Annotated in this window: 16 protein-coding genes; 6 read left to right on the top strand and 10 right to left on the bottom strand. The window is 56.5% G+C overall.

Going from position 1 to position 26,349, the window contains the following annotated elements; translation table 11 throughout:
• Window positions 1-2: 2 nt before the first annotated feature.
• The 6 genes from B150_RS0107135 to B150_RS0107110 all read right to left on the bottom strand — a co-directional run bounded on the left by B150_RS0107135 (window position 3) and on the right by B150_RS0107110 (window position 9,884).
• A complete protein-coding gene (locus B150_RS0107135; RefSeq protein ID WP_020399214.1) occupies window positions 3-1,229 on the bottom strand; it encodes a 3-methyl-2-oxobutanoate dehydrogenase (2-methylpropanoyl-transferring) subunit alpha in 1,227 nt (408 codons plus the stop codon).
• A 515-nt stretch (window positions 1,230-1,744) separates the two neighbouring features.
• Window positions 1,745-3,961, bottom strand: coding sequence for a TonB-dependent receptor family protein (locus B150_RS20075; RefSeq protein WP_020399213.1), 2,217 nt, complete (start codon window positions 3,959-3,961; stop codon window positions 1,745-1,747).
• Between the two features lie 306 nt (window positions 3,962-4,267).
• Window positions 4,268-5,434, bottom strand: coding sequence for an isovaleryl-CoA dehydrogenase (locus B150_RS0107125; protein WP_020399212.1), 1,167 nt, complete (start codon window positions 5,432-5,434; stop codon window positions 4,268-4,270).
• A gap of 31 nt (window positions 5,435-5,465) precedes the next feature.
• Window positions 5,466-7,475 carry an acetyl/propionyl/methylcrotonyl-CoA carboxylase subunit alpha gene (locus B150_RS0107120; protein WP_020399211.1) on the bottom strand — a complete coding sequence of 670 codons (2,010 nt, stop codon included), beginning with the start codon at window positions 7,473-7,475 and terminating at the stop codon, window positions 5,466-5,468.
• Window positions 7,472-8,266: an enoyl-CoA hydratase/isomerase family protein gene (locus B150_RS0107115; protein ID WP_020399210.1), complete on the bottom strand. Its 795-nt coding sequence runs from the start codon at window positions 8,264-8,266 to the stop codon at window positions 7,472-7,474. The genes B150_RS0107120 and B150_RS0107115 overlap by 4 nt, the downstream gene beginning before the upstream one ends.
• Window positions 8,267-8,276: 10 nt before the next feature.
• Window positions 8,277-9,884: a carboxyl transferase domain-containing protein gene (locus tag B150_RS0107110; RefSeq protein ID WP_020399209.1), complete on the bottom strand. Its 1,608-nt coding sequence runs from the start codon at window positions 9,882-9,884 to the stop codon at window positions 8,277-8,279.
• Window positions 9,885-10,015: 131 nt separating this feature from the next.
• Between B150_RS0107110 and B150_RS20070 the strand changes: the two genes are divergently transcribed.
• The 4 genes from B150_RS20070 (at window position 10,016) to B150_RS22220 (ending at window position 17,125) form a co-directional block, all read left to right on the top strand.
• Window positions 10,016-10,903, top strand: coding sequence for a LysR family transcriptional regulator (locus tag B150_RS20070; protein WP_025896493.1), 888 nt, complete (start codon window positions 10,016-10,018; stop codon window positions 10,901-10,903).
• A gap of 191 nt (window positions 10,904-11,094) precedes the next feature.
• Window positions 11,095-12,186, top strand: a complete 1,092-nt coding sequence (locus B150_RS0107100) for an efflux RND transporter periplasmic adaptor subunit (protein WP_020399207.1) — start codon at window positions 11,095-11,097, stop codon at window positions 12,184-12,186.
• A complete protein-coding gene (locus B150_RS0107095; RefSeq protein WP_020399206.1) occupies window positions 12,183-15,284 on the top strand; it encodes an efflux RND transporter permease subunit in 3,102 nt (1,033 codons plus the stop codon). Before B150_RS0107100 ends, B150_RS0107095 begins: the two co-directional genes overlap by 4 nt.
• 266 nt (window positions 15,285-15,550) lie before the next feature.
• On the top strand, window positions 15,551-17,125 hold the full coding sequence (locus B150_RS22220) for a M10 family metallopeptidase C-terminal domain-containing protein (protein WP_020399205.1): 1,575 nt from the start codon (window positions 15,551-15,553) through the stop codon (window positions 17,123-17,125).
• Between the two features lie 61 nt (window positions 17,126-17,186).
• Here B150_RS22220 and B150_RS0107085 read toward each other — a convergent pair whose 3' ends face one another.
• The 4 genes from B150_RS0107085 to B150_RS0107070 form a co-directional block, all read right to left on the bottom strand.
• Entirely contained in the window at window positions 17,187-18,407 is a 1,221-nt protein-coding gene (locus B150_RS0107085; RefSeq protein ID WP_025896491.1) for a threonine ammonia-lyase, read from the bottom strand.
• Window positions 18,408-18,485: 78 nt separating this feature from the next.
• Window positions 18,486-19,343, bottom strand: coding sequence for an alpha/beta fold hydrolase (locus B150_RS0107080; RefSeq protein WP_020399203.1), 858 nt, complete (start codon window positions 19,341-19,343; stop codon window positions 18,486-18,488).
• Window positions 19,344-19,348: 5 nt separating this feature from the next.
• Entirely contained in the window at window positions 19,349-20,872 is a 1,524-nt protein-coding gene (locus tag B150_RS0107075; protein WP_020399202.1) for a class I adenylate-forming enzyme family protein, read from the bottom strand.
• A gap of 91 nt (window positions 20,873-20,963) precedes the next feature.
• The gene (locus B150_RS0107070) at window positions 20,964-23,225 is read right to left on the bottom strand and encodes a TonB-dependent receptor (protein WP_035921295.1); all 2,262 of its coding nucleotides are present in this window, start codon (window positions 23,223-23,225) and stop codon (window positions 20,964-20,966) included.
• Window positions 23,226-23,395: 170 nt separating this feature from the next.
• Here B150_RS0107070 and B150_RS0107065 point away from each other — a divergent pair, with 170 nt between their 5' ends.
• Window positions 23,396-24,067, top strand: coding sequence for a TetR/AcrR family transcriptional regulator (locus B150_RS0107065; protein WP_020399200.1), 672 nt, complete (start codon window positions 23,396-23,398; stop codon window positions 24,065-24,067).
• Window positions 24,068-24,122: 55 nt separating this feature from the next.
• On the top strand, window positions 24,123-26,330 hold the full coding sequence (locus tag B150_RS0107060; protein ID WP_025896490.1) for a S9 family peptidase: 2,208 nt from the start codon (window positions 24,123-24,125) through the stop codon (window positions 26,328-26,330).
• Window positions 26,331-26,349 lie beyond the last annotated feature (19 nt).

The following is a 26,349-nucleotide window of genomic DNA, read 5'->3' as shown; positions in this document are numbered from 1 at the left end:
GGTTATACTCCCATCTTCTGACGCTGTTCACGAAGGTGCCGTGGCATTTCCTTGTAAACGTCGTCGAACATGTCTTTAGGGCTCGCACCCGACCCCATGACGCCGTAGCTCTCGGCTTCCTTGGTCGCAGCGCGGATTTCGTCGTTATACTCGGCTTCGGCCTGAACCTGCTGCTCGTCGCTCCACATGCCGCGGGCGACAAGATGGTTCTTGAGGCGAAGGATCGGGTCACCAAGCGGCCACGCGGAAGACTCTTCCTTCGGGCGGTACTGGCTTGGGTCATCAGACGTCGAGTGCGGCGCCACGCGGTAGGTTACCCATTCAATCAGGGTCGGTCCAAAGCCGCGGCGGGCACGTTCAACGGCCCATTTGCTTGCAGCATAAACCGCAAGGAAGTCGTTGCCATCTACGCGCAGGGCAGGGATATCATAACCCAGTGCACGCTCGGCGAAGGTCGCATGATCACCGCCCGCGATACCGCGGAACGAGGAGATCGCCCACTGGTTATTCACCACATTGAGGATTACCGGCGGCTTATAGACGGACGCGTTCACGAGCGAAGCGTGGAAGTCGGTCGCGGCAGTGGAGCCGTCACCAATCCAGCCAGCGGCAATTTTGGTGTCGCCCTTGATCGCCGAAGCCATCGCCCAGCCAACAGCCTGGATGAACTGGGTGCCAAGGTTGCCGGAGATGGTGAAAAAGCCGTGCTCTTTCGACGAATACATAATCGGCAACTGGCGGCCTTTGAGCGGATCGCGCGAGTTCGAGAGGATCTGGCAGATCATGTCGACCATTGGATAGTCGGTCGAGAGCAAGAGACCCTGCTGGCGATACGTCGGGAAGTTCATGTCGCCCTTCGAGAGAGCCGCACGGAAACCGACCGCAATCGCTTCCTCGCCGGTACACTTCATATAGAAGGATGTCTTGCCCTGACGCTGAAGGGTCATCATGCGTTCGTCATACGCCCGCACGCGGATCATGTTCTTGAGGCCCGTGAGCAGAACATCATCATCGAGCCCTTCGGCCCATTCGCCAACGGCTTCGCCCTCAGTGTTCAGCACGCGGATCATGGTGGAGGCGAGCTCCTTCATGTCGGCGGCTTTGCTATCGACGGCCGGTCGCCGTACCGAGCCCGCTTCCGGAATCTCGATGCCGTCAAAGTTCGGCGCGTCGCCGGGGCGACCCGGCGGTTCAGGTACGTGGAATTTTAGTGGTCCATAGTCAGACATAACGCTTCACACCCTCTTGCGTGGTTATCAGCACAGGGTTCCTCACCCCTTGAAAATATGTCAGCAACCCTGACGTATTTTCCGAAAAAATCAATCTTTTTTCTCTACCGCATTCTTCGTCAGATTTTGGCCTTTGGTTTACGGTCTGCGACGCATCGCCTCGCAACTTTTGCGAGAATATGCGTGTGATCACCTGATTTTTCAGGGCCATCACTTCCCAACCCTAACCAAACTGCGGGTTTCCCAGTATGTATTATGGCAAATTTTTTGTGAAATGAGCTTTCGAACATCGCATGATTTGGCATTCATGCAGAAAGCTTTTGGGCAGCAGTTGTAATTTTCCGAACGCAGGCTTTGAATTTTCAGCGATTGTTGAAGAATGCTGAACTAGGCCATTCTGAAAAAAGGGCTTTTCCTGATTCTCGAATGTCATGCCATTCGAGGCCTGATCCATAAAATAAAACCGGGAAGCAGATGCTGCTCCCCGGCTTTCAAATCTAGGCTTGTCAGTTCGCTTAGAACGTGAATTTCGCCCCGCCGATAATCGTGCGTGGTTTGCCCGGGCGAAGGCCCATCGGGCGGCGCGCGACGGAGTATGTTTCATCAAACAAATTGTCGACGCTGGCAAAAAGCTCGAGATTTTCGGTCAGACGGTAGTGGGCGGAGAGATCAGCCACAATACGGCCATCGATTCTCTCCCCCTCAGGAATGCTGCCGCTGCCCGCTTGGGTGCGCGCGGCGGAGACATAATTCACCTGGAATGTGGCGCTGAACACGTCATTTTGCACGCCCGCGCTTGCGGTGAACTGATGGCGCGAAAGGTAGGGGAAGGCGTCCCCACGCACCACGCCACCCCAGAATTCATCGTCAAAACTCGAACGGAATTCGGCGTCGGTGAAGGTGTAATTTGCGCTCAGCGGCATGGTCCAGCCGCCGTCCAGCATCACCGCATACCCGGCCATGGCTTCAAGGCCGTAGATGCGCGCTTTGCCGCCGTTGAACTGGTCGCCGATATCGCAGTCACCCGGCTGGCCGGACGCTGCCGTACAGTCACCATGGATGTTGCTGTAGTCTGAGAAGAAGGCAATTGCCTCGGCATAGAAACCGTTTTTGTCATAGATCACGCCAGCTTCGACGTTCAGGCTCTTTTCTTCGCGCACGTCCGCATTGCCGGCACCCGGCGGGTTGAAGCCCTTGAACACACCGCCTGTCAGGGTCAGATTGTCATCAAGCGCGTAGCTGATGCCGACGCCCGAAACGACAGCGTCAACTTTGGTTTCCGGCTTTGCTGTCGCCACGCCCGTGCGGTTCGGGTCGGTGCCAGCCCAGTCAGTGCGGTTCAAGCGAATGCTCTCGAAACGGATGCCCGGCACGATCGTCCAATTGCCAACATTGATGGTGTCCTGTGCGAAAAAGGCCCAGGCCTCGGCTTCCACAAGGCGGTTGCCTGCGGAGCCCAGTGCTGTCTCGGCTGCGAAAACCAGTTCGCCATCCACCATGGTGTAGGTTTCGTCGTTCTGCAGCCGGTCCTCATAGTCCTCGTGGTAGCGCACGGAAAACTCGAGGTCATGCTCGGCAGAACCGGTCGTGAACGGGAAAGCAACAAGCGACTGGATGCCTTTGGCTTCGTAAGCGCGGGCGTTGTGGCGAATGCGGATCGCGCCTTCCGGGCTATCTTCCTCGCCCTTCAGCCACGCCAGTTCCGTCGCGCAGATATGCTCGTTCGCGAGCACAAAAGCGCCGCTTGTGCTGCCGCAGCTGTCTGTCGTCGCACGCAGGTCATTGAACTTGAACCAGTCACGCTCGAAGCTGTTTTTATAGGCCGTGGTCACCACCTCAACGTCACCGATTTTCATCTGGTGGGTCAGCTGGATCTGCTCGTGGTTCGTGTCCATATGGTCAAGCGCGCTTGCGGCATACCGCTGGTAAGCATTGGCCGCGAAGTCGCGGTCCGAAAGGCCAAGGTAGGTTTCGTCAGAGTCGTTGTTGGTCTTGGAAAGCTTCAGGGTCAGCGACTGCTGGATTTCGGCATTCTCGTCCGTCTTGATGCGGAACTTGCCAAGGTAATCCTCAATCTCATATCCGGTTTCCCCGCCGCCCGGCAGGGTTTTGAAACCGTCGCTTGAGGAGCTGAAAAATTCCACCATGCCGCCAACATGATCACCCGAGGCGCCAATGCTGCCATGCGTGGTGAAGAGATTGTCCTCGCCAATGCGCACGTCAGCAAAACCACCGAATTCGTCAGGGATGGCGCGGCTCACAAGGTTGATGGCGCCGCCGACCGAGCGCGGGCCGAACTTCACGGCGGCAGAGCCCTTGCGCACTTCAACCGCCTGCATGCGTGCCGCAGTCGGGAAATAATAGGCCGACGGTGCGGCGTAGGGGGCAGGAGCGATCAGTACGCCGTCTTCCATCAGGGTGATTTTGGCCGACCGGTCAACGCCAGAGCCACGCAGGCCGATGTTGGGACGCAGGCCAAAGCCGTCCTCTTCCTGAATGTTCACGCCGGGTACAAGGCGCAGGGTGCGCAGGATGTCCTGATATTTGAAGACTTCGAGGTCTTCTTCGTTCAGGCGAGTAGCGGCCCCCGGGATTTTTGCACGTTCGGTATATTCGCCCACCACCTGGATACGTTCAATGTCAGCATATTCAATCGCGGCGCTTTCGGCCAGCGTCGGGGTAGCGATTGCCAGCGAGAGAAGGGAAGTACCAGTGCGGAAATATGAACGCATGAACAGCTCCAGTTATTCAGAATGAGTTGCAGAATACGGGCTGGAGCTAGCACCCGGTTTTTCTTGTCGCAAGTCATTCTTAGAAGCGATTGCAGTGTTTGCGTCCGAGTGGTGCATTTAGGTCACATTGCGTTGCTTATGGCGCACCAGATGTGATAAAATCGGTCCTGCGTTCAATGGGCGGAAAGCCATAAAAAAAACCGCGCAGGTCTCGCACATTTCATGCACAAATCCCGCGCGGTTTTCGCTCACTTCCCGCACAAACCCCGCACACATTCCGCACAGGTATTGCGCAATTTTTTGCCCTTAGGCGGTTTCGTTGAACAGTTCCCGGCCAATCAGCATACGGCGGATTTCCGAGGTGCCGGCGCCGATCTCATAGAGCTTGGCGTCGCGCCAAAGGCGGCCGGTTGGATATTCGTTGATATAGCCGTTGCCGCCCAGTGCCCGGATCGCTTCTCCCGCCATCCAGGTTGCTTTCTCGGATGTGTAGAGGATGCAGCCAGCCGCATCTTTACGCGTGGTTTCACCCCGGTCGCACGCCTCCGCAACTGCGTAGACATAGGCGCGGCAAGCGCCCCATGCGGCATACATGTCCGCCAGCTTGCCTTGCATAAGCTGAAACATTCCAATGGGTTGGCCGAATTGCTCTCGCTCGTGAACATAAGGGATCACAGTATCAAGGCAGGCGCGCATGATGCCAAGTGGGCCGCCAGACAGCACCACACGCTCATAATCAAGACCCGACATCAGCACGTTCACACCACGGCCTTCTTCGCTCACGATATTCTCATAGGGCACAAAACAATCCTCGAACACCAGCTCGCAGGTGTTCGAGCCGCGCATGCCAAGCTTGTCCAGCTTTTGTGCGGTCGAGAAGCCTTTCATGCCTTTCTCAACGATGAAAGCCGTGATGCCGCGCGGGCCTGCGTCCATGTCCGTTTTGGCATAAACCATCAGGACGTCCGCATCCGGGCCGTTGGTGATCCACATCTTGTTACCATTGAGGATGAAGCCGTCGTTACGTTTTTCGGCCTTCAACCGCATGGAGACAACGTCAGAGCCCGCGCCGGGTTCGGACATCGCGAGCGCGCCAACATGCTCACCCGAAATCAGTTTCGGCAGGTATTTCGCCTTCTGTTCAGCGCTCGCATTCTTCACGAACTGGTTCACACAGAGGTTCGAATGCGCGCCGTAGCTGAGGCCCACGCTCGCTGACGCGCGGCTGATTTCCTCCATCGCGATTACATGCGCGAGGTAACCCATATCCGCGCCGCCAAATTCTTCAGGAGCTGTCAGGCCAAGGATGCCCAGCTCGCCCATTTTCTGCCAAAGGTCTGACGGGAATAGGTTTTTCTCATCAATCTCTGCGGCGCGCGGGGCGATTTCGTCGCGGGCAAAACGGGCAACCGTTTCACGCAGCATGTCGATTTCTTCGCTGTGACCAAATTTAAGGTGGGGAAACTCAAACATTCTCGGGGTCCTTCTCTGAGGTCGGATATTTTTATTCTGTATCTGCAATGGTCAGCAGCACGGCGCCGCCGGTTACCTGGTCACCCGCCTTGAGGCCAAGGCCGGTGACCTTGCCGTCCCGTGGGGCGGTGATGGTCTGTTCCATCTTCATGGCTTCCATGATCAGGAGCGGCTGGCCTTTCTCGACCATGTCACCGTCCGCGACCTTCACATCCAAAATCTTGCCGGGCATGGGCGAAAGGATGGTGCCAGGGCCGTCCGCGTCCTCGTCACCGCCGCCATCACGGGCGTGGCGGGCGAGGGTGAGGGTGGCGTCACCTTTGATCAGGGTCACATGCGCGGCGTCGACTTCCGCAAACATACGTTCACGCTTGCCGCCCATGGTGAAGGTGAGAACATCGCCGACAAAGCCGATGATTTCGGCTTCGAAATCATTGCTTTCGACTGTCGCAGAAAGCTTGCTGCCATCTTCACGCAGGTGGACCGTCAGCACGTCACCGTCCGTGCCGTCGAACCAGAGCTGCTCGCTGGCGGGCAGATTGAGGCGGAAGGCATCGAGGATTTTCCATGGGTCATCACCCTGAGCGCGCGCTTGCCGTGCCGCCACAATCGCGAAGGCAGCAAGGGCATAATCCTCGGCAGTGGGCTCCGGCTTCTTCAGCAGTACATCCTTGTGCTCTTCAATGAAGCCGGTATGCACGTCACCGTCGATAAAACCTTGTTCTGACAGGCATTTAAGGAGGAAATCCCGATTGGTGCGAAGGCCGGTGACCGGCGTTTCGCGCACGAGATTGCGAAGCGCATCGATCGCTTGCGTGCGGTCTTCGCCCCAGGCGATCAGCTTGGCGATCATCGGGTCATAGTGAATGGATACCTCGTCACCAGCGCGAACGCCCGCGTCAATGCGGCCTGTGGCACCCGCGTCCGCGAACGGGTCAAAAAGCCCGACCTTGCCGATGGACGGCAGGAAATCGTTATAGGGGTCTTCGGCATAGAGGCGCACTTCAACGGCGTGGCCGTCGGTCAGCACGTCAATCTCGTCCTGTGAGAGAGGCAGCGGTTTGCCTTCGGCAACGCCAATTTGCCATTCCACAAGATCCTGACCCGTGATCAGTTCCGTGACCGGGTGTTCCACCTGCAGGCGCGTGTTCATTTCCATGAAGTAGAAAGGCGCGCCGTCGAGGCCGTTTTCCACGTCCACAATAAACTCAACCGTACCCGCGCCCTGGTAGCCAATGGCTTCAGCCGCCTTGACCGCCGCTTCGCCCATCGCGCGGCGCATCTCTGCGCTCATGCCGGGGGCAGGGGCTTCTTCCACCACTTTCTGGTGGCGGCGCTGCAAGGAGCAGTCCCGCTCATGCAGGTGAACGGCCATGCCGTCAGCGTCACCAAACACCTGAAGCTCAATGTGACGCGGTTTCTGGATGTATTTTTCAATCAGAAGCGTGCCGTTCCCGAAGGAGTTTTCGCCTTCACGCTTGGCGCCTTCAATCGCGGACGGCAGTTCCTTGGCGTTAAACACCTTGCGCATGCCTTTGCCGCCACCACCAGCGACCGCCTTGATCAGCACGGGGAAGCCGATACGCTCAGCCTCGGCTGACAAAGTCTCGAGCGACTGGTCGTCACCGTGGTAGCCGGGCACCACGGGCACACCTGCTTCCTCCATCAGATGCTTCGCAGCACCCTTGAGGGCCATGGCACGCATGGAAGCCGCGGACGGCCCAACAAAGATGATGCCGTTTTCTTCACAAGCCTCTGCAAACTTCGGGTTTTCTGACAGGAAGCCATAACCTGGGTGTACAGCATCTGCGCCTGTCAGCTTGCAGGCGGCGATGATCTTGTCGGCCTTCAAGTAGCTTTCGGAAGCTTGCGCCGGGCCGATGTGGACGGCTTCGTCCGCCATTTCCACATGGAGGGCTTTTGCGTCAGCGTCCGAATAAACGGCGACGGTTTTTATATCAAGACGCTGGCAGGTGGACATTACCCGGCAGGCGATTTCGCCGCGGTTGGCGACCAGCAGTTTTTTGATGCGGATGCTCATGCGTCGACACTCCAGACCGGTTTACGTTTTTCAAGGAAGGCGGAAAGCCCTTCGCGGCCTTCGTCGCTTGCGCGGCGCTCAGCAATGCGGCGGGCGGTGTCGGTGCGCAGCTCGTCCGTAATCTCACGATCTATGACCGCGAAGATGAGGTCCTTGGCTTCCTTCTGCGCCTCTGGCGCTCCGCCAAGGATGTTCTTGAGGAACACATGCGCGCGGCTGAACGCTTCCTGAAGGGTAGGGGCGATTTCATGCACAAGGCCGATACGGCGGGCTTCCGCAGCGTCAAAACGTTCTGCAGTTAGGAAATAGCGCCTGGCCGCGCGGCTGCCGATGGCGGCCACAACATAGGGTGAAATGGTTGCAGGGGTCAGGCCAAGTCGCACTTCAGAGAGCGAAAACTTGGCGTCCTCAACCGCAATCACCACGTCACAGCAGGACACAAGGCCCACGCCGCCACCGAAGGTAGCGCCGTTCACAATGGCGATCGTTGGCTTGGGGCAGCTGTTCAGGGTCGAAAGCATGCCGGAAAGCGTCAGCGCGTCGCGCATGTTCTGCTCTTCCGTGTAGCTCGCGGCTTCCTTCATCCAGTTGAGGTCAGCACCCGCTGAGAAGCTTTTGCCAGCGCCCGTTAGCACAATCGCGCGCACGTCATCATTCGCACCCAGTTTGGTGAAGGCATTATTGAGTTCCCAGATCAGGTCATCATTGAAAGCGTTGTGAACGTCCGCCCGGTTTAACGTCACCGTCGCCACGCCGCGCTCATCAATGCTGGTGAGAAGTGTGTCTACCATCTGATACTCCTTACATCCGGAAGACGCCGAACTTCGTCGGCTCGGCTGGCGCGTTCATGGAGACGGAGAGGGCAAGCCCGAGCACCCGGCGCGTGTCCGCAGGGTCAATCACGCCGTCGTCCCACAGGCGGGCGCTGGCATAATAGGGGTGACCCTGTTCCTCATACATTTCGCGGATCGGCTTTTTGAAGGCGTCTTCTTCGTCCGAAGACCATTCTTCGCCGCGCGCTTCCATGCCGTCGCGTTTCACCGTGGCAAGAACACCGGCCGCCTGTTCGCCGCCCATGACTGAGATACGGGCGTTTGGCCACATCCACAGGAAACGCGGCTGGTAGGCCCGGCCACACATGCCGTAGTTGCCAGCGCCAAAGCTGCCGCCAATCAGGATGGTGAATTTGGGTACATTGGCGCAAGCCACCGCGGTGACCATCTTGGCGCCGTCGCGGGCGATGCCGCCGTTCTCATATTTCTGGCCGACCATGAAGCCGGTGATATTCTGCAGGAACACAAGCGGAATGCCGCGCTGTGCACAAAGCTCGACAAAGTGCGCACCCTTGAGTGCGCTTTCTGAGAACAGCACGCCATTGTTGGCGACAATACCAACTGGGAAGCCGTGAATGTGGGCGAAACCGCAAACCAGCGTTTCACCGTAGAGCTTCTTGAACTCGTCAAATTCGCTACCATCCACGATGCGCGCGATGATTTCGCGCACGTCGTAGGGTTGGCGCGTGTCCTTGGGGATGACGCCATAAATCTCACGCGGGTCATAAAGCGGCGCGACAGTCTCGCGGGTTTTAACCGGGATTTCCTTGCGGCGGTTAAGGTTCGCGACAATTTTTCGGGCGAGACCAAGCGCGTGATAGTCATCTTTCGCGAGGTGATCGACAACGCCAGATGTGCGGGCATGTACATCACCGCCACCAAGGTCTTCGGCGGACACCACTTCGCCGGTGGCGGCTTTAACAAGCGGCGGGCCACCAAGGAAAATGGTGCCTTGTTTCTGGACAATGATGCTTTCGTCGGCCATCGCGGGCACATAAGCGCCGCCTGCAGTACAGCTCCCCATCACCACAGCAATTTGCGGGATACCCATGGCGGACATGTTGGCCTGATTATAGAAGATGCGGCCAAAGTGGTCGCGGTCCGGGAAAACCTCATCCTGGTTCGGCAGGTTCGCGCCGCCGCTATCCACGAGATAGATGCAGGGCAGGCGGTTTTCCCGGGCGATTTCCTGTGCACGCAGGTGCTTCTTCACGGTGACCGGATAATAGGTGCCGCCTTTTACCGTCGCGTCGTTGCACACGATCATGCATTCGGTGCCTTCCACCACGCCAATGCCGGTGATCACGCCGCCTGCTGCAATATCCGCGTCATACATGCCGTAAGCCGCAAGTTGCGACAGCTCAAGGAACGGAGTGCCGGGATCCAGCAGTGTGTTCACACGCTCTCGCGGCAGCAGTTTGCCGCGCGCTGTATGTTTCTCGCGCGCGCGCTCGGGCCCGCCGAGGCTGATGGATGCGATCTTGTCGCGCAGGTCCTTAACCTGAGCGTCCATATGCGCGGCGTTGGCGTCAAATTCCGGTGTGCCGGTGCGGATGCCGGAGGTGATAACAGCCATATACTTGTCTCCTGAAAGCGCACGCTAGATGGCCCGGGGAGCGGGCTAAGTGGTTGCGTTTGACCGGAATATATGGGAAAGCGGTGTATTGGTAAAATTGAACGCAAAAATGAAAACCATAGATGGCGTCTATGATGGATTTATACCTTCTCCGTTACTTTCTGGCCGTGGTTGAAACTGGCAGTTTCACCCGGGCTGCAGACCGTGTTTTTGTAACCCAGCCAACACTTTCAGCCGGGATCAAAAAGCTTGAATCTCAGGTGGGACAGGCACTTTTTGAGCGGTCAAACCGACGGGTTTTCCTGACCGATGCCGGGACACGCTTCCTGCCGCGGGCCAAGGCTATCCTGCACGAATGTAATCTCGCCATGCAGGCGCTTGAGGAAACAGCGACTGCACCTGTTCTCAGGCTCGGCGTGCTTACCACGCTTTCGAACCGGGCCGTGGGGGAGCTTCTTGCGTCCTACAAGCGTTCAGAACCGCGAGTGACGGTGGAGGTCTATGACGGCACGGAGCAGGAACTCACGAACCGGCTTGATGACCGCAGTCTTGATTACGCGCTCTCCATCTTCCGCGGGGAGGGTAAAGAGAAGGCTTTGCCGCTTTTTGAAGAACGCTATGTGTTCATTCTGCCAAGTGGGCACCGGCTTGCGTCCCGTCCTGCCGTTGGTGCCGCGGAGCTTGCCGAAGATTATATGGTTGTGCGCAGCCGCTGTGAGGTACTATCGGAGACCAGTCGGTATTTTACCGACCAGAATGTGCGTCCGCGCCTTGTATACCGCACGCCGAACGACAGCCGAGCCATCGCTATGGTGGCTGCTGGTATTGGTGGGACCGTTGTTCCGGAAAGCCTGGTGGACGAGCGGGTAAAAGCTGTTCCGCTGCGGGGTTTTGACTACAAAAGGCGACTTGCACTGTTTCGGCCCCGGTATCAGTTGGCCGCAAGCACAACTCAACTCGCCGCCGATTTTGAACGGCACGTCGAAAATAGTTGGGGTGTAACCGGTATCACAACGTAACAATGTCGTGGCTGTAAACCATTGTTGGTCGCAGCTTCACAGCGTTGTGATCAAGTTTTCTTAATGAATCTGATTATCCCGTTGAATTATTAGGGAAAACCAAACAAGACGATTTATCGTAACCGGTGATGGCGACCATGTAACACAGAGGTTTAGCGTCGCCGCATCAGTTTAGGTACCGAGGGGTCTTTATGAACGAGGGTGGCATGAAATCTGGCCGTGTAATTTTGTTCGCGATTTTCATCGCACTGGCAGGAGCTGCTGCATGGCTTCTGATGACAGATGGTGCAAGCGATGAGCGCGGCAAATATGGTGGCCGTGCTGTCACTGTTGTATCAACACCCGTGGAAACCCGCGAGTTCTCAGACGTAGTGGAAGCGCTTGGCACCGCCCGGGCACGTGAGAGCGTGACCCTGACCGCACGGGTGTCCGATACCGTCAGTAAAGTGCAGTTCGAAGATGGCCAGGTGGTCAAGCGTGGTGACGTACTGATCAAGCTTGAGGACGATGAAGAGCGTGCGCAACTGAGCGAGGCGGAAGCCAACCTCAAGGAAGCTGAGCGCAGCTTTGAGCGTATCAAAAACCTTGTGAAACAGGGCAATGCGTCGACCGCCGCGCTTGATACCGAGCAGCGACGCCTTGATGAAGCGCGTTATCGCCTTCAGGCCGCTAAGGCCCGCCTCGATGACCAGCGTATTGTGGCGCCATTTGATGGGCTTCTGGGCCTGCGGCAGGTGAGCGAAGGCTCGCTCGTGACCTCGAACCAGCCCATCACAACGATTGACGCCATCGATACGATCAAGCTCGACTTTTCGGTGCCGGAGCGGTTCATCGCAACCCTCAAGCCGGGCCAGGCCGTTGAAGCCAAGGTTTCAGCCTATCCGGATCGTGTATTTAGCGGTAAAATCACCACCATCGACAGCCGTATTGATCCGGTTACTCGTTCGGTGATTGTGCGTGCCGAGGTGCCAAACGAGGACCGCCTGCTTCGTCCCGGTCTGCTGATGACCGTACAGGTGCTCAGCCGTTCGTGGGAGGGGCTTTCTGTGCCGGAACAGGCGATTGTGCCATCCGCGGGGCACCAATATGTCTTTGTCATGCAAGGGGACGAGGCGAAGCGCCGCGAAGTGCAGCTTGGCCTGCGCCGCCCTGGTTATGTGGAAGTGGTGGAAGGACTTGAGCTTGGCGATCGCGTGGTGGTGGAAGGCACCCTGCGTCTTGGTCGTGAAGGCATGAAGGTCCGTGACATGGCGACAGACGTTGCCTCGGGAGCTGCATCATGATCCTGTCTGATGTCTCAGTAAAAAGGCCGATTTTTGCCGTGGTGGTCAGCCTGATGCTGATCGCCTTCGGTCTGATTTCATTCCAGCAGCTTGCCGTGCGCGAACTGCCGGATGTTGACCCGCCAATCGTGGGCGTGCGCACCAACTATCCGGGTGCCAACGCTGCCGTAGTTGAAACCCGCGTGACACAGATCATCGAAAGCGCCATTGCCGGGGTTCCGGGCATCAAGACGATTGAATCGACCAGTAACGACGGCCGGTCGAGCATCAATGTGGAATTCATGCTGGACCGCGATATTGACGCAGCGGCGAACGATGTGCGCGACCGGGTGAGCCGCGTCCTCAATAACCTGCCGGAAGAGGTGGAGCCGCCTGAGATTTCCAAGGCCGATAACGACACCCGTCCTGTGCTTTGGTTCAATCTCACCAGCCCGGTGATGGATATTCTGCAACTGACCGACTATGCCGAACGCAATATCGTTGACCGCCTGTCGGTGGTGGACGGCGTATCCGGCGTACGTATTGGTGGTCAGAAACGGTATGCCATCCGCATCAACCTTGACCGTCAGGCCATGGCCGCCCGCGGCATCACAGTAACAGACGTGGAAAACGTGCTGCGGTCCGAGAACGTCGAGCTACCAGCCGGTAAAATCGAGTCCATCAACCGTGACACGATTGTGCGACTAAACCGTGAATACTCGGACCCCGCGGACTTCAATAACATGGTCATCCGTAAGGGCGCGGACGGTGGTTTTGTGCGCCTTGCCGATATTGCCACGGTCGCCAAAGCATCTGAGCGGGACGAGCGTACGTTCCGGGGTAACGGTATTCCTGTAATCGGCCTCGGTGTGGTGAAACAGTCCAAGGGCAATACACTTGCCGTAGCGCAGGCTGCAAAAGCTGAGGCGGAACGTATCCGTCAGACGCTGCCTGAAAGTATGGAGCTGACCGTCGCTTACGACACCTCGATCTTTATCGAGAAGGCAATTGACGAGGTTTATTTCACCCTGATTGTCGCCATGGGCCTTGTGGTCTTGGTGCTTTACCTGTTCCTCGGCAATCTCAAAACCGTTCTGGTGCCTGCGGTGACAGTGCCTGTGTGCATTATCGCAAGCTTCTGGGTGCTCAGTCTGTTTGACGTATCCATCAACCTGATCACGCTTCTGGGCCTTGTGATGGCTATTGGCCTTGTGGTGGACGATGCCATCGTGGTGCTTGAGAATATTTACCGCCGCGTGGAAGAGGGTGAGCCGGGCCTCCTGGCTGCCTACCGCGGTGCGCGACAAGTGGGTTTTGCGGTTATTGCGACCACGCTCGTGCTCATTGGTGTGTTTGTACCCATCATGTTCCTGACAGGGAACGTGGGACGCCTGTTCGGTGAACTTGCTATCACCATGTCTGCGGCTGTGGCTTTCTCCAGCCTTGTTGCACTGACCCTCAGCCCTATGATGTGTTCCATCCTTGTGCGTCGCCGCAACAAGAAACCGGCGTTCGCAAGCTGGCTTGACCGCGTGTTCAAGCGCATTCAGGACGGCTACACAAACATCCTCAAAATCTGTCTCGCCAACAAAGCCATCGTAACCCTTACGTTCATTACGTGCTTTGCGCTTATTGCGGGCCTTCAGAGCCGTATCCCGAGCGAACTGGCACCGATTGAAGACCGCGGCAACCTGTTCATGCGCGTGAAGGGCCCTGAGGGCGCGAGCCATGAATTCATGGTCGAGCAGGCACTCAAGATCGAAGAACAGGTCCTGCCGCTTCTCGACACTGGTGAACTGCAGCGTTTTCTGTTGCGTGTAGATGGTGGTGGGGCCTGGGGCTTCGTGATCCTGACCCCGTGGGACGAGCGTGAGCGTTCCTCGACAGAGATTCTTGAAGAACTGCGGCCAAAACTCATCAACAATGTGCCGGGTGCACAGGCAATCCCGATCGAGAGTACCGGCCTGACCCGTGGTGGTGGCTCGGAGAGCTTCCAATTCGTGATTGGCGGCTCCACCTACGATGAGCTTGGTCGTTTCAAGCAGATCATTCTTGATGAGTTGGCGGATTACCCCGGCCTGGTGAACGTCGATACCGATTATGAAGAAACGCAACCTCAGTACCGTGTGCGGATCAACCGCGAACGTGCGGCTGATATGGGCGTTTCCATTCGTGAGATTGGCCGTACGCTTGAAACCATGATGGGCGGTCGGCGCGTGACCACCTATGTGGATGACGGCGAAGAGTATGACGTAATCCTGCAGGCACAGGAAACAGATCGCCGTCAGCCGCTCGATATGGAGAATATCTACGTTGCGTCGGGCCGTACAGGCGACCTGATCCCGCTCACCAACCTTGTTGAGGTGGCGGAGGATTCCGGTGCAGGCGACCTGCGCCGCTTCAACCGTGTACGCGCGCTTACGGTGTCTGCCAACGTGGCGCCTGGCTATACCATCGGTGAAGTCACCGAATATATGGAGAACCTCGTACGTGAGGTGATCCCCGATGTGACCTCCATCGACTACAAGGGCGCGACGCGCGAATACAAGGAAGCGGGCAGTGACATCTATTTTGTCTTCGCACTGGCCCTTGTTGTGGTGTTCCTGATCCTCGCGGCACAGTTCGAAAGTTTTGTGCACCCGTTTGTCATCATGCTGACGGTACCGCTTGCGGTGCTAGGTGGCTTGCTGGGGCTCTATCTTGCAGGCAGCACGTTCAACATCTATAGCCAGATCGGCCTTATCATGCTCATCGGCCTCGCGGCGAAGAACGGTATTCTCATCGTGGAATTCGCCAATCAGTTGCGGGACGAGGGCAGGGAAATCCGTGACGCACTTCTTGAAGCTTCCGCGCTTCGCCTGCGTCCAATCATGATGACGGGCCTTTCGACCGCGATGGGCGCAGTTCCGCTGATGATTGCGACGGGGGCCGGTGCTGCGAGCCGTGTAACAATTGGCGTCACCGTGTTTGGTGGTGTGATCGTTGCGACCTTCTTCACGCTCTTTATCGTGCCGGTCTTTTACGACATGTTTGCGAAATATACCAAGTCACCCGGCTATGTGGCTGCCAAGCTGCGTGAGATTGAGGAAAAAGAAGCCAAGGGCATTCCTGCCGAGTAACTTTTTCATCAACTACCAAGCGAAAGCCGGACAAGATTTTGTCCGGCTTTTTTTTATTGTTAATGGCAGTGTGCGGAGGGCAAAAAGTCTCTAAAACCTAAGTTTATATAAAAACGTGAAACACTCTCATGATAAAATATTTTTCCAGAACGTTTTTAATAATGATTATTTAAAATTGTATAATGCTTCTCATGGCTGCTTGTTGAATTGACAAGTAGAATATTCTTGTCAAAAATCCCCGTCCAACTTGAGGAGGGGAAACTCATATGCCTAAAATCAAAAACATTGATCTGGATACGCATGACTCCGGGTCGGAAGATCATATTTTCCGCCCGGGACCAGAGCTTGTTGCACCGGAGGAATTCAACCTTGATGACTATGCAGGGCTGTCATTCCGCAACAAACAGATCTTTGATCTAGATGGCGTGATCGACCAGATCGATTCTGGTAATTCACAGCACGTCAGTGGCAATGGCCGCATTACCTATACGTTCCTGGACAAGAGCCATCTGACAGGGCTCTACAATAACCCGAACTATGGTTTCACGTCTGGTGACGGCCTCGCGCCATTCTCTGACGAGCAGCGCGATGCTGCACGCGACAGCATTGAATTGTGGGACGATCTGATTGATCCAACCTTCGTGGAATCGAATGGGATGGGCGCGGATATCCAGTTCGCGAACTCAGCTGATCCGGCGCAGGCCTATGCCTACTACCCGGAGTATGACTTTACCAACGCACAGGGCTGGAAGTTCTTCGGTGATGTGTTTGTGGCAGACCCGGAGATTAACTGGACCAACGATTGGCTCGGTTTCAATGGTTATGGTGCCACAACGCTTGTGCACGAGATTGGCCACGCAGTAGGCCTGAGCCACCCGGGTGCCTATAATGGTGCGGGTGCAACCACATACACCGACCAGGCCGAATACGCGCAGGACAGTGAGCAATACACGATTATGTCGTATTGGAGCCCGAGTGAAACCGGCGCTTCCATCATCGACTGGAGCACATTCCTTTTCGGCAACGCGCAAACGCCGATGCTGCATGATATCGTCACAATCCAGAGCAAATACGGCGCAGACCTGACAACCCGTGTGGATGACACCACATACGGCTTTAATTCAAACGCTGGTCGCGATGTGTTCGACTTCTCGCAAAACGAGTTCCCGAACGTGTCGATCTATGATGCCGGCGGCAATGACACCATCGACCTGTCGGGCTTTGAAGCAAGTGTGTTCATCGACCTGCATGATGGTGCCTTCAGTTCGGCCGCGCAGGCTGTACCGGATGCGGAGGAAATCAACGCCAACCGCGCAGACCTGACCGAGCTTTCAGGCCAGCTGTTCGCCGACATTGACCAGGCAACCGTTGATGCAGTCTCAGGTTCCCGCATGGCGCTGGCGGAAAGCCAGATTTATGCGGACACCGGCGTGGAAGGCATTTATGCCACCTCGCTCTTCAACATCAGTATCGCTTACGGCACCGTTATTGAAAACGCTGTAGGCGGGTCCGAGCGTGACCTCCTGTGGGGTAACGAAGTCAACAACGTGCTTGATGGCGGCGCTGGCGATGACGTTCTGCGCGGATTTGAAGGCGACGACACGCTGATCGGCGGTGAAGGTAGTGATACATTCACCTTTGCAGGCGGTGACGGCAACGACACTGTGGCGGACTTCGAAGACGGCCTTGACCTTCTCGATCTCAGCGCAACCGGCGCAAGCTTTGGTGATCTTGCCGTTTCTCAGTCGGGCGCGGATACGCTCATTGATTTTGGCACGGGCACCATCTTGCTCGCCGGCCTCAACGCAGGCGATATCGCAGCGGACGACTTTGTCTTCTGATCGTAGTTGCTAAATATATGAAGATCGGCGGGTGCAAATGCACTCGCCGTTTCTTTTTGAGCTAGACCGTTTTGGCGAAATCGACCTTGAAGCCGGCCTCTTCGAGCGCGTCAACAAGGCTTTGTGCGTGGTCACGGTCCTTGGCCTCGATCACCAGTTCCATCTCGGTCTGTTTGAGCGAGAGTGCACCAAATTCGCGTTGGTGGCGCATCTCTATGATATTGGTGCCAACCCGCGCCACAACGTCGGTCACTTTGGCCAGCGCGCCCGGCTGATCCATCATGGTGATACGCAGGCGGGCGAGGCGGCCGTCACGCGCCATGCCGCGCATGATGGCGCTGGCAAGCAGGCGACTGTCGATATTGCCGCCCGAAAGCACGATACCCACCTTATGGCCCTTGAAAAGCTCCGGGTGGTGCATGACGGCGGCAAGGCCGATCCCGCCCGCGCCTTCAACCACAACCTTCTCGATTTCCATGATGGTAACGATCGCGGCTTCGATATGCCGCTCAGGCACCGTTACAATGGCGTCGACGAGCGATTTGACCACATCCCGTGTACGTTCGCCGGGTTTATTGACGGCAATCCCCTCAGCGATGGAGATGTTGTTGCCCCGCAAAGCCTTGCCCTCAAACGTTTCTTTCATCGCGGGGAAAGCTTCGGTCTGAACACCAACAATGCGGATGTTCGGGTTGATGTGCTTGGCAATTGTCGCGATGCCCGAGATCAGCCCGCCGCCGCCGATTGGCACCACAAGGGTATCAAGGTCCGGCACATCCTCCAACATTTCAAGGCCGACAGTGCCTTGGCCCGCCATCACCAGCGGGTCATCGAACGGGTGAATGAAGGTCAGGTTTTCCTTGTCTGCAAGGGCGTAGGCTGCTTTGGTTGCTTCCTCAAAATTCGCACCCGTGAGCACAACACGTGCACCCAGTTCCTCGGTGCGTTTCACCTTGTTGAAGGGCGTGCCTTCCGGCATCACGATTGTGGCGGGGATACCAAGGCGCCCAGCATGATAGCTGATACCTTGTGCGTGGTTACCGGCGGACGCCGCAATCACACCGCGCGTGTTTTTGGGCAGCGACAGCAGCTTATTCAGCGCGCCGCGTTCCTTGTAGGCCGCAGTGAACTGGAAAATCTCGAACTTGAGCCAGCACTCGGCGCCGGTAATTTGCGAGAGCGTTTGTGACTTTTCCATAGGTGTGCGTTTAATCGCGCCCTTGATTGCCTTTTCAGCTTCATAAACATCTGCAGCACTTATCGGCAATAATTGTTCACTCACGGCTCACTCCACGAAATAAAAATACGGTCCGCAGCTTTGCCACAGACCGTAGGTGGTGTCTAGAAAAAGGTGGAATTTTTAGAGAAAACGGCCAATCAGGCGGTCAATCGCCGCTTGGCAGACATCCTCGCGCATCAACGGTACATGGCCAAGTCCGGGAACGGTGACCGGCTCAAGGTCCGGGTGCTCGCGCGCCATACGCTCAAGCGTCTCCGCCGACAGGATGTCTGACAACTCACCCCTCAGTACCACCATCGGCACGCTATGGAGCATGCCAAAGGCTGGCCAAAGGTCTGGTGCGGCCTGGTCGTCAGAATTCTCGAAATTCTGGCTGATGGCGGCGTCATATTGCACGGCCGGTTTGCCGTCCACATCCTCATAGAGGTTATGAGTGTACCAGCGCCAGTCTTCTTCGCTGAAGTTAGGATATACGCCATCATTCGCACGCTTGACGGCAGCATAAGCTTCTTCCCAACTGGCGGGCGGGGTGCCTTTGCCAACATAGCTTTTGATGCGGGCAATGCCTTTGGGATCAACTTCGGGCCCAATATCATTGATGATGGCTGCCTTCAGCGTGCCGGGGTGCATGGCCTGAATAAGGATGGTCATCAGCCCGCCAAGGGAGGTGCCAAGGGCAATAACCTGACTGATCCCCAAGTGTTTCAGGAGAGCCATGACGTCCGACACATAAGTGAGCGGCATATAGCGGCTCGGCTCAGGGTCATAGTCCGACTTGCCGCGGCCACGGTTGGCAATGGCAATAATGCGGCAGCGGTCAGCAAGGTGATCGGCGATGTCTGCAAAGTCTTTAGGGTTCCGGGTCAGGCCGGGCATGCACAGGACCACCGGCGCGTCGGCGCCCGCATTATTATAATCGCGGTAATGCTGCTTCAGCCCGTCAGGGTTGGTGAAGAAACAATCTTCATACTGTGCCATGGAATTTATCCCCCATAAGTTACGCGCAGTTCCCGCTTTAAAATCTTTCCGTTGGCGTTGCGGGGCAGGGCGTCGGTAAACTGTACGCCAGAGATACGCTGCTGTTTGCCGAGGAGGCTGTTGGCCCATCTGGCCAATTCATCTTCACCGATGGTGACCCCTTCCTGCTTGACTACAATGGCGAGCGGCGTTTCACCCCAGCGCTCGCTTTTCACACCAATCACCGCCACATCGTTCACCGCTTCATGCTTGATCAGCACGGCTTCGATGTCCTGCGGGTAGATATTTTGCCCGCCAGATAGGATCATGTCCTTCTTGCGGTCGACAATATAGAGATAGCCCTCATCATCGAGCTGTCCAATATCGCCGGTGCGCAGCCACGCTTTGCCAGTCTCGTCAACCCAGGTGGCTTCTGCCGTTGCGTCAGGGCGGTTCAAGTAGCCGGGCATGACGATGCGCCCGCAACCAACCACCTCACCAGACGTGCCGCGCGGCACTTCCTTGTCGTCATCGCCAATGATCTTGATATCAGTGCCGACCAGTGGTTTGCCGACGGACGCCATGCGGCCTTCTGCGTCTTCGGGGTCCAGCGTGGTGATTACACCTTCGGTGAGGCCAAAAAGCTCAATCACCACTTTAGGGCCGAGGCGGGCGAACAGGTTTGTCTTGAGATCAGCGTGCAGGGGGGAGCCACAGCTCATCACCGCTTCAATGCTCGACAGGTCAAAATCAGCCTGATCCGGCACTTCCATCAGGCGCTGGAACTGAATTGGTACCATTGCGAAATGGCTGATTTTTTCTGCCTCGATCGTGGCGAGCGCTTCACGGGCATCAAACTTTGGTGCGATGACCATGGTTCCGCCCGAGAGGAGCGTACAGAGCATGGCGACCCAACTGATGTTGGAATAAAGGCCAATAGTAAAAAGCGTGCGCGCAGCACCATGGTAGCGGAGCGCGATGGTGAGATCATACGCCCAGTCGCGCCGTCCTGCGTGCACATGAAGGATACCTTTTGGCATGCCCGTAGTGCCGGAGCTATAGATCACATTCAGCGGGTCGTCGCCCTGAATGCCAACACTGGGCAGGTCGTCGCTTGCGTCTTTGGGGAAGGCCGTCAGCTCATTATCTGACACCGCAACGACAGCCGAGTTTGCTTTCAGGTAAGGTCTTAACCGTGCGCTCTGGTCTGTCGTGGAGAAAACCGCGGCAACACCAGCATCTGAGAGCATGGCTTCAAGCGCTTCATCGCTGACCGATAGGTTGATCGGTACCGAGCAAGCGCCTGCTTTCATAATGCCAATAAGCACTTCAACCATGGCAATGCCATTGCTCATCACCACGCCAACCATCTTACCGCGGGAAATACCACGTGCGATCAGCGCATTGGCGATACGGTTGGTGGAGGCCTCAAGCTCCCGCCAGGTGACTGTGCGGCCGTCGCAGATGAGCGCTGGTTTTTTATCTTTCCACTTGCCGTGGAGGGAGAGGATTTCCGGCAACAGCGGAGCACTGGTATCAAATGCAGCCATTTGACGATCCCACAATTGAGTTGAAAGGACTGCCGCGGTTGCGGCGGGGCAGGGGCCGGACTGACCTTATAGTCCGGCCCCAACCTGGGGATTAGAACTTCACACCAACCGTCGCGGTTACGGTGCGCGGCGGGCCAAAGAAGGTGGTGATGTTATTCTCAAGGCCTAGGGTCGGGAAGTTGTAACCCGCAGTCTTGTATTCTTTGTCGGTCAGGTTTTTGCCGTGCAGGCCGATGGTATAATTCCCATCTTCCGACGTCCAGACGATGCTGGCGTTAAACAGGCTGTAGGCATCCTGATCGATTTCAGCGACTGGCGTTTCGAACTGTACGATTGAGCCTTTGTGCGACCAGTTGGCGTTAAAGCTCAAGGTGCTGCCGCTCGAGAGCGGTGCCATATACGTAAGACCCACATAGGACATGAATTCAGGCGTGTTCTGCACCGCGCGTTGGTCCGCAACGTTCACACCGTTCAGCAGCCACTCCTTGATCTCGGCATCAAGAACGTTGAGCGAGGTTTGCAGGGTCAGGTTTTCGCTCAGAAGGAACGTACCCTCAAATTCGATACCTTTGATGGTTGCTTTACCGGCGTTCGTTACCGTGCCGACAAAGCCATCGTTGGTGCCGTCGCCGTCCGTATCGATTGGCAGCGAGCCCGGTATCTGCATGTCTTTATAGTCGCTGTAGAAGAGCGCGATATTGGTGCGTGCGCGACCGTCGAACCAAGTGGATTTCAGGCCAACCTCGTAGCTGTCGAGTGTTTCGGCGTCAAAGCCTTCTTCAACTTCAGGCGAGGTGATGTTGGCACCGCGCGGGTCGAAGCTGCCCGCCTTGAAGCCACGGCTGAAGGAAGCGTAGACAAGGGCGTCGTCGGAGAGTTTGTAATCAAGCGCGATCCGTGGCGAGAAGTCCTTGAAGGTGCGTTCGCTTTCAAAGTCGCTCGAGGCACCAAGGAAGATGCTGTTCTCGAAACCGAAGAACGGCGAACCCTGACCAAGATAGTTTGCGCGGAAGATATCTGCCGAGCGCTTGTCATGGGTATAACGACCACCAAGCGAGAGCGAGAAGGCATCGCTGAACTCGTACGTGAGGTCAGCGAAAAGCGACCACGCTTTGGTGTCAACCGTGCCGCCAGTATAGGCGACAAGTTCGTCACCATAGAACAGGCGGCCAAGTTGGCCTAGTACTACGTCAAAGTCGTTCGCAGCACTGGCGTCAAGGTAATAGAAGCCGAACACGCCCGAGAGCTTGTTGCCGGTGTAAAGAAGCTGAAGCTCTTGGCTGAACTGCTCGTTATCATAGATAACCGGTGCGTCCATATCGTCGACGGCAAGGCTGTCGAAGTCGATCACGGATTCGGTATAATCCTCACGGTAGGCGGTGATGGACTTGAAGGTGAACTGCTCGTTTGCTGTCCATTCGATCGTGCCCTGAAGGCCCTTCGAGGTGACTTCGTTATTGCCGTCAATACCGCTTGTGGAGCCATTTTCGGTGGCGCCGGCATAGGTGTCATACACACTGTCAGTGACCGGCGTGCCGCTGACTGCACCTGCATACGGGCGGTAGCCCGCCACAGCGTTCGAGTCATCATCGGTATAGTCTGCAGCGATGCGGATAAAGAGACTATCGCTCGGCAGGAATTCCATGCTCGCGCGGGCAGCAAAGATCTGTTTGTTGTAGTGTTCTTCGCCGGTGGTGAGGTTTTCACCAAAGCCGTCACGGTTCAGTGAAGCGACGGTTGCACCAAAGCGAACCTTGTCTGAAAGCGGAACGGACGCCTTGCCGATAACATCAATCTGGTTGTAGCTGCCGTAGGACGCTTTGACGCCAAACTCTGGCTCGTCGCCAAGGCGCTTGGTGACATATTTGATCGCGCCACCGACAGCGTTGCGGCCATAGAGCGTGCCTTGTGGGCCGCGCAGGATTTCAACGCGTTCAACATCATAGATGTCCAAAAGCGCGCCTTGCGGGCGGGCCATGTATACGTCGTCAAGATAGAGCGCAACACCTTGCTCAAAACCGGCGAGCGGGTCCTGCTGACCAACGCCGCGGATAAAGGCGGTGAGGGTGGAGCTGGTAGCACGTGAAGGCTCGAGCGTTACGCTCGGTGCCATTTGTGCGAGCTCGGTGATGTCTGCCGCGCCGCGCATGGCGAGGTCAGAGCCGGAGAATGCCGAAACAGCGATGGGAACATCCTGGAGGCTTTCAGTCCGGCGACGCGCCGTAACCTGAATTTCCTCCAGGGCCATGACTGTGTCGCCAGTGTCCTGTGCAATTGAAGGATTAGCAACAGCAAGTGCGCTGGTGCCGACGCAGCCCAACAGGGCAACGCGAAGTGCGTTAGATACTCTCATATTTCCCTCCCCAGGGTTGTGAGTAGATTTATCGACCTTGGTCTCTATTAATTTCAACATCTGTTGAATTGTCAATATAAAAATTCAACGATCATTGAAATTGGTGCCGTTGGGGATTTACGCGACGGGCAAGGTTGGGCTAATACTGTTGCAAAGGAAGAGGGGGGAGCGTGGCTAAAACCACACAGAACCGGCGGGTTAAACGCAAGGACCGTATTCTGGATGCGGCAGAGGCACTGTTCGCGAAACATGGTTTCGACGGGGTGTCGATGCGAATGGTCGCGGACCTCGCAAAGGTTGATCTCGCGCTCGCAAGCTATCATTTTGGCAGTAAACGTGGGCTTTTTGATGCGGTGTTGCTGCGCCGTGCCGAAGTGCTGAACAAAACACGCCTTGAAGCGCTTGAGAAATGTCAGGCTGAAGCAGGCGAGGGTGGGCCGAGCGTTGAAGCGATTATCGACGCCTTCCTAAAGCCGATGCTCGCACACGGTTATCAGGAAGACGAGGGCTGGCTGCACTATTTTGAACTGATTGCCCAGATCAACAACTCGCCCGAATGGGGCGGGCAGCTTATGACCAAATATTTCGATCCGCTGGTGCGCCGCTTTATGGATGCGCTCAAAAAAGCGCTACCGGATGCCGAGCCGGAAAACCTGTATTGGAGCTATCATTTCCTCTCAGGCGCCCTCACGCTAACATTCGCGCACACGGGCAGGATCGACCATCTTTCTGACGGTATTGCAAAATCCGAAGACATGGTGGGCGCCTATGAGCGCATGGTACCTTTCATTGCGGCGGGCTTCACTAAGCTCTGCGTGCCGGGCGAAAAGCGCGAGACGTAATGCCAAACATAAAGAGGCCAACAAAAAGCGGCCTCATCAACAACAGGGTGGACATATGAACAGAAGGACAAAGTTTGCAGCCCTTATGGGAGCTGCCTCAATTTTCGCGGCAGCGGCGCATGCGGACGAATTGACCATTGAACGCCTGCTCGGTAGCCCCAGCTTGAGCGGACCCTCCGTGCAGGGCCTGAAGCTTTCGCCTGACGGAAAGCGTGTGACTTTCCTGCGCGGTAAGGAGAGCAACCAGGCGCAGCTCGACTTGTGGGAATTCAATACGGAGACCGGCGAAGCGTCGCTCCTCGTGGATTCGAACGAGCTTCTTGGCGGCAAAAAAGAAGAGCTCAGCGAGGAAGAGAAAGCCCGGCGCGAGCGTGACCGGTCGATCACAGGTAAATCCGGTATCGTGTCCTACTTCTGGTCTGAGGATAGCAGCTCACTTCTGTTCCCGCTTGGCGGCGATGTGTATGTATTGCCGCTGGGTGGCGACGTAAAGCGCCTGACCGAAACGCCGGAGTTTGAAACCGACATCAAGTTCAGTCCGAAAGGCACCTATGTGTCCTTCGTGCGCGAGCGCGAACTGTATGTGGTGAATGTCGAAAGCGGGACTGAGACGAAACTGACGTCAGGCTCCAGCGAGACGGTTGCGAACGGCATGGCCGAGTTCATCGCGCAGGAAGAGCTTGGACGTTACACCGGCTACTGGTGGTCCCCGGACGAAACCAAGGTTGCGTTTGAGCAATTTGATGAGAGCAATGTTATCGTCAAGGACCGCTACGAAGTGCAGCCTGATGGCGGTGTGGTTACCCTTAAGCAGCGTTACCCGGAAGCGGGCAGCGCGAATGTTATTGTCAAGCTTGGCGTTGCCGATGTTCAGTCTGGCGAGAGCCATTGGCTGCCGATGGGGGACGAGACGGATATTTATCTTGGCCGTGTTGGCTGGACCGCTGACAGCAGCAAGGTTGTCTTCCAGCGCCTCAACCGCGCGCAGACGGAGCTTGATATGATCGCGGCCGAACCTGCCGGCAAAAGCGCGACGCTCCTCAGCGAAAAGTCTGACGTATGGGTGAACCTGCACAACAGCCTCAAATTCCTGCCGAATGGCCAGTTTATTTGGGCGAGTGAGAAAACTGGCTTCCGTCACCTCTATCTGCATGACAAGAGCGGCAAGGTTGTTCGTGCGCTCACCAAAGGTGACTGGGTGGTCAATAGTCTTGAGAAATATGACGCCGCGAGCGGTCTCGTTTACTTCACCGGCTACAAAGACAGCCCGATCGAGCAGCACCTGTATTCTGTGCCGCTCAAGGGCGGTAAGATCACCCGTATCACCCGCGAGGCGGGCTGGCATGATGTTGACGTGGGGGACGGCATTTTTGTCGATAAATTCTCGAGCCCCGAGCAGCCGCCACAAGTGATGATCCGTTCGCTCAAGGACGGCACGACCAAGACCGCGGTGCTTGAAAACAAGCTCGATAACGAACATCCGTTCGCGCCTTATAATGACGGCACGGTCACAACCGAATTTGGCACCATCAAGGCCGAGGACGGCAGTGAGCTCTACTACCGCATTTACCGCCCGGCGACGCTTGAAGCAGGGAAAAAATATCCTGCCATTATGGCACCTTACGGTGGTCCGCACGGACAGCGCGTGAAGCGCGAATGGAAGCTTGACTTCAATAACTTCCTCGCGCGCAACGGCTATGTGGTCATGGTGCTGGATAACCGTGGTATGTGGAACCGTGGCCTGAAGTTCGAAGGTCATATTAAAAATGCCATGGGCACAGTGGAAGTTGCTGACCAGGTGGCTGGCGTGAACTTCCTCAAGGGCCGCGACTATATCGACGGCGATAACGTTGGTATCTGGGGGTGGTCCTATGGTGGCTACATGACGCTCATGTCGCTTTTCAAGGCGCCTGATGTCTTCAAGGCTGGTGTTTCCGTGGCGCCTGTAACCGATTGGCGCCTATATGATACAGGCTATACCGAACGCTATCTTGGTCACCCGGATGCGCCGGGCGATGTTTATAATAAATCGAGCGTTTTCCCATACGTGGACAATTTCAAAGGCAAGCTGTTGCTGATCCACGGCATGGCAGACGACAATGTGTTCTTCGACAATTCGGTCAAGCTGATGGCCGTGATGCAGAACAAGAACCTGCCGTTCGAGCTGATGACATACCCCGGCAAGAAGCATGGTATCAGGGGAGGGGTTCAAGTTCACCTCTACGGTCTAGCATTTGATTTCTTTGAGCGTTCGCTCAAATAAAGACCGCAAAAATTAGTTG

The sequence above is a fragment of the Kordiimonas gwangyangensis DSM 19435 = JCM 12864 genome (assembly GCF_000375545.1).
GTDB classification, from domain to species: Bacteria; Pseudomonadota; Alphaproteobacteria; order Sphingomonadales; family Kordiimonadaceae; genus Kordiimonas; species Kordiimonas gwangyangensis.
This window is presented reverse-complemented; position numbering and strand designations above follow the sequence as displayed.